11 protein-coding genes and 1 pseudogene are annotated in these 16,526 nt (G+C 36.9%); 5 read left to right on the top strand and 7 right to left on the bottom strand.

Features of this window, described 5'->3' with window-relative positions:
- Positions 1–261: 261 nt before the first annotated feature.
- Together SLH51_RS07845 and SLH51_RS07840 are read right to left on the bottom strand one after the other, a co-directional pair.
- Positions 262–2,190: a glycoside hydrolase family 43 protein gene (locus tag SLH51_RS07845; RefSeq protein ID WP_335960460.1), complete on the bottom strand. Its 1,929-nt coding sequence runs from the start codon at positions 2,188–2,190 to the stop codon at positions 262–264.
- Between the two features lie 533 nt (positions 2,191–2,723).
- Positions 2,724–4,178: a UDP-N-acetylmuramoyl-L-alanyl-D-glutamate--2,6-diaminopimelate ligase gene (locus SLH51_RS07840; protein ID WP_335960458.1), complete on the bottom strand. Its 1,455-nt coding sequence runs from the start codon at positions 4,176–4,178 to the stop codon at positions 2,724–2,726.
- 314 nt (positions 4,179–4,492) lie between these two features.
- Here SLH51_RS07840 and SLH51_RS07835 point away from each other — a divergent pair.
- From SLH51_RS07835 to SLH51_RS07825, 3 genes and pseudogenes are all read left to right on the top strand, one after another.
- Positions 4,493–4,692: pseudogene (locus SLH51_RS07835) on the top strand (MFS transporter); the annotation flags it as partial.
- A 160-nt stretch (positions 4,693–4,852) separates the two neighbouring features.
- Positions 4,853–5,419, top strand: coding sequence for a CBO0543 family protein (locus SLH51_RS07830; protein ID WP_335960456.1), 567 nt, complete (start codon positions 4,853–4,855; stop codon positions 5,417–5,419).
- Between the two features lie 316 nt (positions 5,420–5,735).
- The gene (locus tag SLH51_RS07825; protein WP_335960454.1) at positions 5,736–6,656 is read left to right on the top strand and encodes a cupin domain-containing protein; all 921 of its coding nucleotides are present in this window, start codon (positions 5,736–5,738) and stop codon (positions 6,654–6,656) included.
- A 219-nt stretch (positions 6,657–6,875) separates the two neighbouring features.
- Here SLH51_RS07825 and SLH51_RS07820 read toward each other — a convergent pair whose 3' ends face one another.
- Complete coding sequence (locus tag SLH51_RS07820) at positions 6,876–9,299, bottom strand: transglycosylase domain-containing protein (RefSeq protein WP_335960453.1); 2,424 nt, start codon at positions 9,297–9,299, stop codon at positions 6,876–6,878.
- 260 nt (positions 9,300–9,559) lie between these two features.
- Here SLH51_RS07820 and SLH51_RS07815 point away from each other — a divergent pair, with 260 nt between their 5' ends.
- The gene (locus SLH51_RS07815) at positions 9,560–10,363 is read left to right on the top strand and encodes a LysM peptidoglycan-binding domain-containing protein (protein ID WP_335960451.1); all 804 of its coding nucleotides are present in this window, start codon (positions 9,560–9,562) and stop codon (positions 10,361–10,363) included.
- A gap of 263 nt (positions 10,364–10,626) precedes the next feature.
- Here SLH51_RS07815 and SLH51_RS07810 read toward each other — a convergent pair whose 3' ends face one another.
- The 4 genes from SLH51_RS07810 to SLH51_RS07795 form a co-directional block, all read right to left on the bottom strand.
- Positions 10,627–11,802, bottom strand: coding sequence for a TraB/GumN family protein (locus SLH51_RS07810; protein WP_335960449.1), 1,176 nt, complete (start codon positions 11,800–11,802; stop codon positions 10,627–10,629).
- Positions 11,803–12,078: 276 nt separating this feature from the next.
- The gene (dctP, locus tag SLH51_RS07805; RefSeq protein WP_335960447.1) at positions 12,079–13,143 is read right to left on the bottom strand and encodes a TRAP transporter substrate-binding protein DctP; all 1,065 of its coding nucleotides are present in this window, start codon (positions 13,141–13,143) and stop codon (positions 12,079–12,081) included.
- A gap of 377 nt (positions 13,144–13,520) precedes the next feature.
- Positions 13,521–14,447, bottom strand: a complete 927-nt coding sequence (locus SLH51_RS07800; RefSeq protein WP_335960445.1) for an aldo/keto reductase — start codon at positions 14,445–14,447, stop codon at positions 13,521–13,523.
- Between the two features lie 16 nt (positions 14,448–14,463).
- Positions 14,464–15,459, bottom strand: coding sequence for a Gfo/Idh/MocA family protein (locus SLH51_RS07795; protein WP_335960443.1), 996 nt, complete (start codon positions 15,457–15,459; stop codon positions 14,464–14,466).
- A gap of 121 nt (positions 15,460–15,580) precedes the next feature.
- Here SLH51_RS07795 and SLH51_RS07790 point away from each other — a divergent pair, with 121 nt between their 5' ends.
- Entirely contained in the window at positions 15,581–16,414 is an 834-nt protein-coding gene (locus SLH51_RS07790; protein WP_335960441.1) for an AraC family transcriptional regulator, read from the top strand.
- Positions 16,415–16,526: the final 112 nt, after the last annotated feature.

Genomic DNA, 16,526 nt, shown 5'->3' with positions numbered 1-16,526 from the left:
TATAAATTCTAATTCAACCGAACTTTTTGTGAAAGAGGCTAGGACATAACTAAAGTGTTTAACTGAGAATGCAAACATTACACAACCTTCGCGAAGTATATTTCCGAAGCGAATGCTATGCATCAACTATCATTACGTTCGCATTTCTCATTAATAAAAACTTTGTCCCAGCCTCTTACACCTCTTTACTTTAAGAGCGTGTTCAAAAAGGTAAATAAAGACTACCTTTTTAAATAACATCTTTAAAGTTCATGTTACTGCTTATTTGCTAAACTGCCAGTAATCAATCTTAAATAGATTTTGGTCCGACTTCCCTCTATAAACAAAGTATAGATCGTGAACACCTTCCACGTCTGAAACGGCTGTTCTTAAAGTTGTCCATTGCTCCCATCCACCTGTATTCGCTACAGAAAGTGTCCCAATCAACTTACCATCAGGATGATCTAAGCGAAGTTCGATGCTGCCTTCACTCGTTCCACTTGAAACTGTTGCAGCAAATTCAGATGCTCCTTCACCGAAATCCACTCCTGAGACCGCAGTCCAATCTCCATTCTCAATGTCAGTTACTACCATATTCCTAGAAAAGTTATCCTCGACTAATGGTTCCACTTCTATTCCCGCGTTCCATGCGATGTTCTCTGCCTCAACACGTTGGAATGGATTCAAATGTTTGACTCCCTCTACCCCTATTAAATTAGCATGAATCGGTTCAATAGTACCGTTATCATTAAAGTAAACTTTATTTAAATGTGTGGAACGGTAACCCTTTGGGAATCCCATCGCTTTTGATAATGTTTGCGCATGATAGGCAATGTAATACTCACCATGGAATCGGAAGATCGCATGATGATTATTCCCACCGACTCCAAAGAAGTGTGCAGGATTTTTTAGAATTGTATCTTGATATGTCCATGGCCCCATCGGATTGCTGCTCGTCATATAAGCAATCTCCCCTGCTGGCGGGCTTCCCTCAGGGCGAACCCCATCATAGAAATTCGTACAGTATGTGTAGTAATAAAGATCACCCACTTTGTTAATACCGGCATTCTCAAACATAAATGGAGCTGGAATTGTCACAGCTTCTCCAACTACACTCACCATGTCATCACCAAGTTCCATAACCCGTGCCGTATTCGGCATTTCATATTGCCCTTCAGGTACACCACCACCAAAATAAATATACGCTTTGCCATCATCGTCTATTAGTACTGCAGGGTCAAAGAGCCAAGTGACCTCCTCTACTCCCGGTGTGGATCTTAAAAAAAGTGCTTTTCCAATCGGATCTTCCCAAGGACCTGTAGGACTATCGCTTGTTAAGACACCGATGCCACTTGCATTGTTAGCAAAATACAAGAAAAACTTGTCTTCTCCAGCAATCACTTTGTGGGCGGCTGCAGGTGCCCATGATTGAGTCGCCCATTTAGCTGCGCCCTCTGGTCCAGCAGCATTAATTACACCATGATCTGTCCAGTTGACTAAGTCATCCGACGAGATAACTGAGAGTTTGTTAATATTGCCATAACTATTGTCTTTTACGTTGTTCTTCTCGTCATATTCAAATACATCGTTCGTAGCATACAGGTATACACGATCCTCAAATACTAAAGCAAATGGGTCCGCACCAAATTTATGGGAGACAAGCGGGTTTCCGTTAGGCGGAAGCTTACCAATAGCATTAGCAGGTGTCGAGTAGGTCACTTTGCTATTGGCTCCACTGACGTCGTAATCTTCCAACCTATCATCAGAATGAGTTATTTCTAGACTTCTTACATTAATTTCATCATTCACTTTTTCCTTCAACTCCTGTTTAAGCTTCATTTTAATGGTCACTAACTCTCTGCTAATATCCTTGTTTGTGAACATTACAGCAGAGTCTTCTCCGTTATTGATTTGAATAACGATCCCTTCGTCTATAGGCTCAAAAAAGATATTCTTTGCCACTAAATTTTCCGTATTCGGAACTACTTCTGTGACCTCCAATACTTCAGGAATACGAACTGTTGCTTGAATCTGTCGGACATCTGCGTCCTCTGGTAACTCATCTAGAAGCAACTGAACATCGTAGGCACTATCCAAGTCCTGACTTAACTCAATAACACCTTCTTTTAAATAGGCAGCCAATGAGTTTGGTGTGATTTTACTAGTTGTAGATACATTCGGTCGATATAAAGTAATAGAGACAGCTACCAACAAACCAATTATTAAGGTTGCTATTAGTAAATAATGTTTGTTCTTTTCTTTCCCAAGTACGTTCCTCCTCTCTCTTACTTAAAAAAGTGTAACGCTTTCACAAATTAGGAACAACCTGTCAATTAATTATAAATTCACCCTTCTAGTTCTAGATTTTTTTATTAACTCTATAACACTAAATTGTTGATTTTCACTTAAGATATTCGCTTTTCAAGGTAGTTCAAGAACTTTCTCGGAAGGTGTCTCGTGTCAACTGAGAAACTCTTGATAGAAATATGCTCAAAATAAGGATATAACATAAGGTAATAATGTTATTATCGATTGGAACGAGGAAAGTATTAACGAGAGTGTTTTCATTAAGGGATAACTATGTGGTCTTGTTTAACGTAAACAATAATTAATACATTCTCTAATGAGAAAAAAACAACTTCAAAAGGGACGGATTCAAGATGATACCGAGTCTTTCACCGTCCCATTGCTTCTTTGATTTGACCTTGTTGAAGGTTTCGGTTTCATTTATAAAACAGAGTAACCTAAAACAGTAATTTTTCTTGCATTATTTCCAAGATCGTCTCTTTATCATTCCGTGTCTTATACCGATACTCTTCCGCATAATTCTCTGGTCCTTTTCCTGTAATAATCATCCCATCACCATTTTTTAATAGAGATAAGACATAAGCGATTGCTTCTGTTCTATCATCGATAACAACGATATTTTCATACGGTTTGCTTAATTCTCTTAACTCAGCTAGCATCAATGCTTTATCCGTCCCATTCAGATCATCCAATGTTAGGAAAACAAAGTCACTGATGTTTTGACTGACTTCAACCATTATTGCTCTTTTGAAAGGATCTCGCTTCGCCCTAAAACCAAAAATATGATATAGATTTCGTTCTATGCATTCTTTTGCTGTTTTTAACGCGTACTGAAGACCATCAGGTGTGTGCGCATAATCTATGAACGCTTTTGCGCCATTTTCTATCGACACTTCTTCAAATCTTCCTGGGACAGCTTCAAACGTTTCTAATCCTTCAATTACTTCTTTAGGAGATAGTCCGATCTCTCTTGCACATATATAACTCCCTAATGCATTATAAACATTGTGTTCACCTTGAATGTTAAGTTTAATGATATGCTCTTCCCCATTATCATCAATCACTAACTTCACGTCAGGAAAAGTTTGATACGATTTTAAATAAATAGATTCTCCCCCTTTCGTCTGACCAAACGAAAGAGAAGGGATTAATTCTTCCGCTAACTCTTCTTGTAATCTATCTCCCCATGAACTATATGTGCCTACTATTCCTTTGCCTTCGTTTTTTAGACAACGAAATAATCTTTTCTTAGCTAGATAATAACCTTCAAGATCTTTGTGATAATCTAGATGTTCATGACTCAAATTCGTAAAAACGGCATAGTCAAACATTGGACCATGTACACGATATTGGTCTAAACCGTGAGATGAGACTTCCATCACCACATATTCATCTTCACTTTCATGCAGCATTTGTTGTAACAAAATAGCATCCGGCGTCGTTAAACTAGATTCTCTCATGTTTCCATTTATCACATATTCAACAGTACCTAACCTATCAGCTGATTTTCCGTGATGATTCAATATATGGTGTATTAAATAAGAGGTTGTCGTTTTTCCATTTGTCCCTGTAATGCCGATCATTTTGTGTTTGCTGTGAGGCTTGTCATAGAAATGATTTGCTAAAATTGACAATGCCTCTCTTGAATCACGCACTCGGACATAAGGAACCGACAATTTTTCCTGTAGATCCTTCTCCCCAATAATTGCAACAGCACCGTTTTGAATAGCAGAATGGATGAATTTGTGACCATCTGATTCATATCCAGAGATCGCAACAAATAGAATTCCGGCTGTTATTTTTCTTGAATCGAATTGAATCCCCGTAATGTTTATATTAGCATCACCTTGCATGTTTAAGGGGTGAAGCAATTCATTTAATGTTTTATTCATAAATTTTCACCCTCGGAAAATAAATGTTTTTAAAAACCTAATTTTTATTAGTGTGTACAGATATCCTTTCATTTACTCAAAAACATTCATTTAAATTGATATACGGTGAGTGAAATTTTAATGACTTTCATTGTCGTTTACGTATGCAAGTTCGACTACACGATGTCATTTACCGAATGAACAAACATAAATACAAAAAAGGGCATAAAAAAAGACACCTCCAATTAGAAGTGACTTTCATATTTTAGATGAGTTATTATTTGCACATCTTTAACAGGCTCTTGTTTTTACTAGCTCTCCTTCATTCTGTATGAACTATACGGGTTTTTGCTTTTGCTCTAGGAGCCGTTTACATCAATTGTTCTTATTTGGACAGTTTAAGTTTACTATACCTATGGCGATCATAACGTTGATTTGGGGAATCATAGCCGGAATAGGAGCTAATATTAATCAATATTGGATTATGTCTTCAGCTCCCGAAGCCGCTAACTTAGGAACAACCATTGGTGCTGCTGCTCCCGTGATTGCTCACCAACTGCTTCTTCATTTTGATAGGCCGCAGCTACATCAATCAGACGATACCCAGCTATAAGAGCATAGGTAGTTTTGAATATAAATTGGTTTACAAGGATAAGATAAATTCAAGACTACAACGAGATTGGATGGTGACTAAGTTGAATCACTCCCCTTCTTGGGAAGAAATATCAAATATTCGTGAAACATTACGAGATGCTTACATGACCTATTGGCTAAATAATAATTTATTTTCTTTTGGATGGTGGGCAGTTTTAATTATAAATCTTTTGTTTATATATATCGCTTGGAAATTATTAGATAGAACACGTTTATTTGAATTACTAACTGTTGGTGGATTAATTATATTATTCAGTACGGTAATAGATGTTATTGGTCTTCATTTTCAACTCTTTTCATACCCAACAAGTTTGACTCCAACAATTCCATCATTCTTTGTAGCAGACTATATAACACTCCCTGTCATTTATATGTTGCTTTATCAGTATTTTTCGACATGGAAATCATTTATTACAGCAAACATAATAACAACAATAGTTTTAGCTTTTGTGATTGAAAACTTACTTCGTTGGTTAAACATTTATCAGTATATTCAATGGAATTCCTTCTACTCTTTTATCGTATATTTTTTAATTGGAATAATTTTAAAATGGATAATGAATAATTTAACAAAAGCTCAAAATAAATACACCGTGTCAACAAATTAGATTAAATCCTACCTAAAATAATGACCTGGTGAAACCTAATTTTTTTCACCTATTAAATCTTATATAAAAAACACATGGATTTCATAAAAGTTCTCCATGTGTTTTTCATCATTTCTAAATTTCATCATCATGCAAGTCATTTCGAAAACACCGTTTCATTGGAAAGAATACTGATTACTCTTTATTTTACATTGACTTTATATAATGGAGTTTCAAACTAGCAGCGCTTAATCTATATAATTGTAATTTCAATCAAGTACATTCTCTAAACATAGGCATATGATAATTTAATTAACCTTAGAAGGGATTGAGCAAAATGTATTATGTTCCAAAAACGTATCCATCTCCTTATTACGCAAATGTTAACACACCAATATATAACCCAGATTTCATGTCAAGAAATCATCATGGGCAGGATCAACAAGTATTTGAAGCTATACTTGTAGGAATAAAAAGAGAGGCTTCGGCCATTGATCTTTATAGGCGATTAGCAAATGCAGCGCCAAATCAAAAGCACAAAAATGACATTCTTCATGCTTTAGAAGGAAAAAAAGCCCATTTCACACAATTTACTAATCTCTATATTAATCTTACTGGAAGTCAGCCTGTGTACCAAATAGATCAAATTCCTTTTCAAAGTTATAGCGAAGGTTTACAAAAAGCTTATGAAGCAGAAGTAGAGGGGTATGAACAATATCAAAGAAGTAGTGTACTTACTCAACATCCGCAAGTTCGAAATGTCTTTTTATGGGCTTTAACTAATGAACAAGAGAATGCTGCCCGATTTGGTTGTTTAAATGAGGACGTCCGAAATCAATTTACGGACTATGGACCAGAACCGTTTGTCGTTAATATTGAGGAGGCTACGAAACAAAACAACACGTTCCGTACCGCTTTATGGACAGGAGACCATTTCCAAGTGACCTTGATGAGTATCAATGTTGGAGAAGACATCGGCTTAGAAATCCATCCGGAACTTGATCAATTTCTACGTATTGAAGAAGGGCAAGGAATTGTTCAAATGGGTGATAGCAAAGATCATTTAGATTTTCAAGAAGAAGTCTTTGATGACTTTGCGATCGTGATACCTGCTGGGAAATGGCACAACCTAACCAATACGGGTAATCAACCACTTAAACTTTACTCGATTTATGCGCCACCTCAGCATCCATATGGGACAGTTCATGAAACGAAAGAAATTGCAATGGCAGCTGAAGAAGACCACCACCATTTTTAAAAAAATAGATATGAGGATGAGAAAAAATTGATGATGCTTATTTAATTGACTTTTTTCATCCTTATTAATGCATTGCTTGTTTTTAACTAGTCTTATCAACTGGGTGCGTTAGGTCAAGAAATGAAATCGATTAAAAGGCTTAGAAATACTGCCTCCCATAAGCTAGTTTCTCTCATAAAGATAAGATTATTTATTTTTGAAAGAAAGACCCTTTTAACTCTAATCTTCATTAAGCTCAGGTTCTTCTTCTGTTGTACCATCTTGTTCCTGATCTTTGTCCTTTTCTTCAGACTTCGAATTAGATTCATCTTTTTCTTCATTTATATTTGGTTCTTCTACATCTTCATCGTCTTCAGTATGCTCTGGTTCCGGTGCTTCCATATCATCTTCTGGTTTTCCATTTGATTCTTCCTCTTCTTCTTGGCCTTCTTTTTTTTCTTCTTTACTCTCTTTTTCCTCTTTTTCGTTCTCTTCGTTTGTTTCTGGGTCTTTTGGCTTTTCTTTTTCCTTTTCTACGTCATCTTTATTGCCGCCTCTATTTACATTTGAGTGCTTTTCATCATCTTTCTTCGCTTGCTTCTGTTCCCATTCTCCTTTAACAAGACTATATGCATCTTGAATTGTTGTTCCAGAAACAAATAATTCCGTTACGATCTCTCCTTCATGAGAACTTTCCGTTGCTCTTTCTCCTGTTTTTGTATCAATGATGATTTCTTCTACAGAATCTGGCTTTTGAAAATCATTTGTTTCTTCATCTACCATTTTGACCATCACTTCTCTGAATATCTGTTGAGCAATTTGTCTGTGTTCTCTTGTCTTTATATAGTTCTCTTCATTTACTTGCCGATACCCTGTCCACACAGCGGCTGTATAATTGGATGTGTAACCAGCAAACCATACATCTGGTACGCCTTCAGATATATTATATTTTTGCTTTGTTTCCTCATTGAAGTTTGTCGTACCTGTTTTCCCAGCTACTGCTACACCTTCAATATTAGCAAGTATACCCGTTCCTTCTTCTACAACCGTTTGTAGCATATCTGTGACCATATATGCAGTAGAATCACGCATTGCTTCAATTGATTGAGGCTGCATATTAATCTCTTTTCCATCAGGAAATACGACTTTTCTAACGACATGAGGCTCATTATATATTCCTTCATTTCCAAATGCTGCATACGCACCAGCAAGCTCTAACGGAGAAATTCCTTCTTTAAAGGAGCCTAGCGCATAGGATTCGTAAAGAGACCCTTCTATTGTTAACCCTACATTCGCTGCAAACTCACGGGCACGCTCACTCCCTACTTCTTTAAACGTTTTTACTGCAGGTATATTCCATGATTGTGTTAATGCTTCCCGCATGGATACAATTCCGTGATAATCCCCGTTATAATTACGTATTACTTGTTCAGATCCTGTATAGGTTATCTCTTCATCTTCAATTTGCTGATATGTTGACCAATTTAAATATTCAATAGCAGCTCCATAATCTAGTATCGGTTTAATGGTGGAACCTGGTGAACGTTGGATATTCGTTGCATAGTTTGCACGACTCTTTCCAGGTTCTTGATTACGGCCTCCTCCAATTGCTTTGATTTCACCTGTTCGATTATCAATAAGTGTAACTCCTGCTTGAAAACGTTCATCTGGGTATGTGACAAATTCGCCTGAATTTAACACTTCATCGACATGCTCTTGTGCCTCTTGATCATAGGTCGTATAAATCTCAAGACCACCGTTGTAGAGCATTGAAGCATCGATTCCTTCAATGCTCTCAAGTTCCTTATATACTTGATCCATAAAAGCATCTGAAACCTCTTGCTTTCTTCTCTTATCTTGTAACACCTCTTCTACTGAAACATTTGTTGCTGCCCTATACTCTTCATCCGTTATAAAATCATCATCTTTCATAACATGCATTACCGTATTGCGACGTTCTTCTGCCTGCTCCGGAGCTTGAAAAGGATCATAGCTTGAAGGTCGTTGAGGAAGTCCAGCTAACAATGCAGCTTCTTCAATAGTTAATTCATCTACACTTTTTTCAAAGTACGTACCTGCTGCAGCCTCAATCCCATAAACACCATTACCAAAATAGATTTTATTTAAATATAGTTCGAGAATTTCATCTTTCGTATATTCCTTCTCTAATTCAAGAGCAAGATAGGCTTCTTGAACTTTTCTCTTAATTGATTTCTCCGAATTTAAAAGAGAATTTTTGACTACTTGCTGAGTTATCGTACTTCCCCCTTCAGAACCGAAACCATTCATAATATTGGATAAGACCGCTCCACCAATCCTTTTTAAATCAAGACCTGAATGTTCATAAAAACGAACATCTTCAATTGCAATGAACGCATCTTGAACGTGTTGAGGAATATCCTCAACTTTGATCAATTGACGCTCTTCACCATTACTTAAGATGGCAATTAATTCATCATTTTGATTATACATTGTTGATGAGTCCGCTAAATCAAAGCTATTATCTTCAATTTTTGGTGCAGCTTGAACATAAGCATATAGTTGAATACTGATTGCTAGCCCACCATCTAGTATACATAATACTATTATGATAAACATTTTAACAAAAAGATTTTTCCTTACTTGTTTTTTCCCTTGCCTCGTTGTTTGAGGTTCTTTCTCCATATTCTCACCTCTGTACATCAAAAATAGATTACAGTAGAAGTTCCCGTATTTATAGAAATTAAAACAACTGCAAGATAAACTATCTTTCTTCAACAAAAAAAGCCCGTCAATATGACGAACTCCAAACAAATACAATGGATTTTTTTAGTTAATCGTGAATCAAAACCTCACTTCATACCAAACATCATTACCTTTCTCTTTGCATATTCACTCCTTCACCTATCATACATATAGACGATAAACATAAAGGAGCGATGAACATGTCTATACAGCACGGAACTCACATTATTCATACGGTTCAGCATGGCGATACCGTTTATAGTCTCTCTGTTCGATATCAAAGCGATATTAATGAGATTACTCGTGCCAATTCATTGTATCCACCGTTCACAGAACTTTATGGTATTTATCCAGGGCAAGTACTCGTTATCCCTAAGATTTTTTCGGATAGAAACCAAACATTTTATGTTATTCAACCTCAAGATACCATTGGATCAATATCTCAAAGCTTTTCGACTTATTCAGAACTTTTAGTGGGGATCAATCAAACAATTCATAATCCAAATTTCATTTTTCCTAATCAACAAATACAAGTTCCTGTTTTTATCTATCAAGTAGAGATTGGTGACTCTATATGGACAATTGCTGAAAGAACTGGTGTATCAATAAATGAACTGCTTCAAGCAAATGTCAATCGACCAAGCATCTCACAAGATCTCATTTTCGAAGGCGTAACCCTTATTATCCCACTTCCAATGTCTGCAAATATTGTTGTGACTCATCCTTTGCCGGGAACAATCGTTCATGAAAATGAAATGATAGAAGGCTTTGCTAGGGCGTTTGAAGCGAATGTACTCTATCGCCTTTTTGATGATAATGGTGTTATCGTTACCGAGGAAACATTTACAACTGCAGATTACGGAGCCCCATCATATAGCCGTTTCAGAGACAGAATTCCTTTTGAAAATTCTCCTACATCTGCACAAGGTGAACTACAAGTCTATACACGAAGTGCCAAGGATGGATCGGTTCAAGATTTGGTTCGCATAAGAATATTATTTTAGAACTTTTTTTAGAGATCTTATATAGAACTTCTAGAATATTAGACTTTTTCCAGAGTTTTTTCCACTGAACGACAGGTTCGAAGTTATTTGGACCATAGTAAATGGATCAATTATTCATTGTCGTTCGTAATTTAACATTAGAATGCAGTTACAACCCTTTAATTGAAGTGGTTTCAATCCCTAAATTAGACGCTCTCCGTTAAAACGGAAAGCGCCTAAGTATTATATATAGAATTTCCTTAAATTTGACGGACTATTTCCCATTAACCTCCAAGGATATTACGGAAGAACAACCGAATTACATCGGCTCCTCCGATTATAGAACCTAGCGTACTACCTAAATTAGCCAAGACAACAATGAGGAGAATTCGCGTTACTTTATTGCTCCAGAATCCCTTTACGGTAAAAACATCCTCTGATAACGTTTCAAAGTCTCGTACTTTTGGTTTTCGAATGTATGCTTCTAAAAGTCCCGCAAACCACCCCGCTGCTAATAGTGGATATAGCGAAGTCAACGGTGCAACAACAAAAGCGGTTATAACAGTGAGAGGATGCCCAAGAGCAATCGCAGTTCCAAGTGCGGCAAAGAAGCCATTCCATAAAATCCAACTCATCGTTAAATCGACTCCAGCTGCAGGGTTAGCATAAAAAGTATAACCGATGATTCCAAGGATCAACAGTGGGATAATCCAAGCAATCATAATTGGTGCCCTAGACTTGGCAGGGCGTTTGGTTAACGTTTCTAGATCATGGTCTTTTTTAATTTCTTCTTTAATTCCAGGAACATGGGCCGCTCCGAGTACGGCAACAATCTTCTTTCCTGGTGCTTCCTTAATCTTCTGAGCTAAATACTGGTCTCGCTCATCAATTAAAGGAACTTTTAATCTTGGAAAAGCTACTGTAAATTCATGAAGTGTACTGTTTAACATATCTTGTGTTTTTAATTTTTCTAGTTCTTCTTCTGAGATATCATCTTTGCTAAAAATACTATAAATAATTTCTAATAATAGCTTAGCTCTTCCCCAAAGCCCAACATTATGCCAAATACGAGCAAACGTAATTTGGATATTTCGATCGGCTAAGACAATAGTTGCTCCTGTTTGTTCCGCTGATTCAATTCCTTGAATCATTTCTTGTCCAGGTTTAATGCCAAATTGCTTCGCCAATCGCCTTTGAAAAGAGGATATAATTAAATTCATTAATAGAAGCGTTGCTTTCTTTTCTTTTATCACTTTAAATATATCCATATCTTTCCAACTGTTGCCCGCCTTAATAGACTGATACCTCTGCTCATCTAATTCTATACAAACAGAGTCTGGTCGTTCCGTTTCGATTACTTCTTTTACTTGCTCCGCACTTTGCTTGGAAACATGGGCGGTTCCAATAAGGATTAACTCCTTACCATCTAAACTTAATCTCGTAATATTCTCTTCTGACATAAAGGCCCTTCCTTTGTAAGTTCATTATCCTAAATTTATTTCATCACTCTTTGATAGGAAATAAATTTTGAGCATAAAACCATAATGACCTAGATTAGCATAAATTTCAATTAACTTTATCTGCATTTTTAAAAATAGTCATTTATGAACAATTAATACTCACCAATCTGCCTAATTTCTTCACACAATTCATGTACGAAATGATCATAAACAAACAAGAAAAAGGGCTTTTGATTGACCAATTCCCATGAGTAATCAAAAGCCCTAATCTATTTTCTATTCAATTGTTTGGATTTTTTCAATATATTCCCCGTAACGGTCGGCATGCTTTTCATATACAGGCTGCACTTTTTCGCGGAATGCTTCTATCTCAACATCATCCATTGAAATAATTTCAACACCATTATCAAGTAGATTTTGCTTTTGTTCCGCTTCTAAGTCTTGTGAGATCTCTCGTTGGATCTTAGCATACTCTTTTCCTAAATCAGTTACAATCTCTTGTATGTCTTCTGGTAATGACTCGTAAAGGTCCTCATTGATCACGAGTGTTGCAGAAGCATAGTAAAGACCTGCCTCAGAAAAGTATTGCGTTTGTTCATACACATTTGTACTCCAAATGACCCCGTAAGAGAAATCTGATCCATCAATAACACCTTGTTGCAAACCACCATAAACTTCTGGGAAGGCCATTGGAGTAGCATTCGTTCCTAGAGCACTATATGTATCTAATAGAATTTCACTTTCAATTGTACGCATTTTTAACCCTTTTAAATCATCAGGAGTGCGTATTGGTTTTTTACTATTAGCTAAGTGACGCTGACCATTTTCCCAAAATGCAATCCCTTTAAAACCTGCATCCGACATTTTTTCTAACAGCCCTTGTCCTACTTCACCATCTAACGTTTTATATGCATGATCTAAATCTCTAAATAAGAACGGGAATTCAATTGCAGTTACATCTGGTACAAAGTTACTAACAACCCCTGTTGTAATTAAGCTCATATCCAATGTTCCTAATTGAACCGCCTCTAATAATTCTCTTTCTCCTCCTAAGGATCCATTGCCATATATCTCAAATTGGATTTGACCTTCGGTTGCCTCTTCTACCGCTTCCGCATACGCTTCAAAGCCTAATGCATAAGCCTCCCCAGGTGGCGCTATATGGCCAACTTTAATTTTCGTAACATTTCCACTTTCTTGTGTTGCAGTATCTTCGCTTTCTTGTTGAGGCATGTTACCACTTGTCTCTGTCTTTACTTCCTCAGTTCCTCCACATGCTGCTAACCACATAAGGCAAACTACGGAAGAAAGAATTGATGCTATATTTCTTTTTATCATCATTACTCTCCCCTATCAATCTTTTATACATGAATCGCCCTTTTCACTTTAATACCTAAAAGCGTTGAAGCGATGGTGTGATTTTTATTATATACTAGAACGGTTCACATTACATTGTTTTTTTTGAATTTTTTCGTTTTTTTCATTTAAGTGTTTGTATCACTCCTTAGTCAGGATGAATACGAGGAAAAGATTTTATTCTTTACTGTAGATAGAGAAGCTTGATAAAAACGGTTAGTTCAGTCATTTCACTTATGGGCACCTAAAATGAGAACATATGAACGAGACGACTGAAGAATTAAACCATACACCGAGGAAACACGAAAACTAGGTGCTATCCATTTAAGGACAGCACCTGTTTTCTGAAAATGTGAATTCACTTATAGTCCTTCTAACCACTTTACTTCATCTTGAGTTAACACAATTTCAGCTCCTTCAAAACAAGAGCGTAATTCTTCTTCATTTTGTGCACCAATTAATGCGCAAGTTGGAAACGGTTGATTTAGTACATATGCAAGTGCAATTTGGATCGTACTAACTCCCTTTTCTGTTGCTAATTGTTCCGCTCTTCGTAATCGATCCCAGTTCGCATCACTATAGAAGACACGAACAATATCTTCATTGCTTTGATCTTCTGGCGTAAAGCGACCTGTAAAGAAGCCTCTTGCTTGTGAAGACCAAGAAAGCAGTGGAAGTTGATGCTCTTTGTGCCACTTACAATCAGTTGCATCAGCCGATACACACCCTGCCCAAAATGGCTCATTTGCTTTAGCTAGACTCAGATTGGGACTACTGAAAGAAAATCCAACTAACCCTTTAGAAGCAGCATATTCATTTGCTTCTTGCAAACGTTCCACAGTCCAATTCGATCCACCAATCGCTTTTATTCGTCCAGCTGAGATGTGTTCATTTAATATATCGATTATGACACTTACTGGGACAGAAGGATCATCACGATGCAAAGCATATAAATCTATATAATCAGTGCCTAACCTTTCTAAGCTTTCAAATAAATCTTTTGTAATGGCTTCTGGATTGACACGTGGACCATGTTGATCGTGGTGAGCTCCTTTCGTGAGGATAATGACATCTTCACGATTATTGCGATCATTCATCCACTTTCCAATCGCTACCTCACTCTCACCACCACAATATATATGGGCTGTATCAATCGTATTTCCCCCTATTGCAAAATAGCGATCTAGCACGTTACAAACTTTTTCATAGACACTCGGTCTAAAATAGTCCGATCCCTGGATAAGGGCTGACACCGGTTTTTCTACACCTGGTATGTTTATCGTCTTCATCAAGATTCCCTCCTTATTAAATTTCAACACGACGACGTTCTTTGGCTGATGTCAAACAAGCGTCTAAAACCTTCATATTTAAGACTGCATCAGATGCTGGAAACGGAAGTGGTTCCCCGCTCAAAATACTTTTACCTAGGGCATCTGCTTGCAGCGCATATTGGTTTAACATAGGAACTTCTACTTCTCTACGACCATCTTGCGTAAACACGAAAAAGTGATCATTCTCATTTTGATGGCCAATAAAGGCAGACGGGACTTCGATCCTACCTTCTGTACCGACAATTTCAAGAACATTTCTAAACGCTGCCCACATCCCGCAATCGAAGGTGAGCGATATGCCCTGGTCAAACTCGAGTATCCCAGATGCCATCATGTCAACATTATCGTGATCTTTAGAGAAAAATGCATTAACGGTTGTAGCTTGTGGTTCTTTTTCTAGCAACATTCTTGCCGCACTAATTGGATAAACTCCAACGTCATATAAGGATCCACCTCCCCATTCTTTCTTGTAACGAACATTGCCTTTATCGTTGGCATTATTAAACGTGAATGTTCCATGTAATCCACGTAGCTCGCCGATTTCACCTGACTTTATAATGTCTTGAATCATCGTATATCGTGGATGATAGCGATACATAAATGCTTCCGCAAAGACAACACCAGCCTTGGTGCATATTTCTACCATTTCTTCTGCTTCTGTTGCATTTAGTGCTAATGGTTTTTCGCATAATATATGTTTGCCAGCTTCCGCTGCACGAATCGTCCATTCTTTATGTAAATGATTAGGGAGCGGAATGTAAACGGCTTCAATTTCTGGATCAGCAAGTAATTCTTCATAACTTCCATACGCAACCGGAATATTTAATTGCTCAGCTGCTTCCTGCGCTTTTTCTAGTCCTCGACTAGCAATCGCTCTAACTTCCCCTGTTTCTGATTGCTGGATACCCGGTATTACTGACTTTTTTGCAATATTAGCAGAACCGATAATGCCCCAACGAACGTTCTTCATACTTTCCTCTCCTTTATAAATAATTAATACTTTATTGTCATTATATATAACCCATTATAAAATAAAAATAAAATCTTTTTGCGCTAAGCTAAAAGAATATTGCGAAAAAAGAGGGATACTATTGTTACGACAAATTACTTTGCCTACATTAACCAATCACGACTACATGATTCTACCTGAATCAATCGGTCAATATGCAGAAGAGCCTAACCATGATGTCGACCGAAACGTAGGAACATTAAACAATTTTAGTATTCATTTTATTTTATCAGGGTCTGGATATGTAGAAATTGAAGGTGAGAGATTTCTTTTAAAACGTGGTGATGCATTTTTATATTTCCCAATGCAAAAACAGCGTTATTACAGCTCTAAGAATGATCCGTGGAATATTAAATGGGTGCATTTTTATGGAAGTGTTTTGCAGCAGTTTCTAACGGAAAGAGGATTTCATCAACATTCCCTTTGGAACATTCAACCGATTTCAACATTAGAACAAGCCCACAAACAGCTTCTAGTAGAAACAGAAAAACATAGTTTCTTACAATTGACTCTCTTATCGACTCTTACTTATGCTTTCTTGATGGAATTCACTACGAATGCAACACCACGAACTTCTCGTAAGAAAACAGAAGGAAACGACCGAATTCAGAATTTACTACCTTTGATGCAACGAAAAGCTGGTGAGCCGTTTGAACTAAATTATTGGGCGCGAGAAGCTGGGGTTAGTACATATTACTTTTGTCGTTTATTTAAGCGCGCTACACAAATGACACCAATGACGTTTATTACATTATGCCGTCTGCAATTAAGTAAGCAGTTACTTGTTGACAACAAAGAAATTACTATTAAAGAAATTGCAGAAAAAGTAGGGTACCCGAGTATCAGTTACTTTAATAAGCGATTTATCGAACATGAAGGTATGACCCCAACAGAGTACCGCAACCTTTATTTTTAACCATAGCGCAAGAATAAGAAGATGGTAAAAGTAAAAACCTCCCCTTAAGATAAAAAAGATTTTAGTTTTTTTTCTTAAGGGGAGCAAATCTCCATCTTTTTAATTGGCTGTT

This window comes from Halalkalibacter kiskunsagensis (assembly GCF_037027555.1).
GTDB lineage: Bacteria > Bacillota > Bacilli > Bacillales > Bacillaceae_D > Halalkalibacter > Halalkalibacter kiskunsagensis.
The sequence above is the reverse complement of the archived record's forward strand: the minus strand, read 5'-3'. Positions and strand labels throughout refer to the sequence as shown.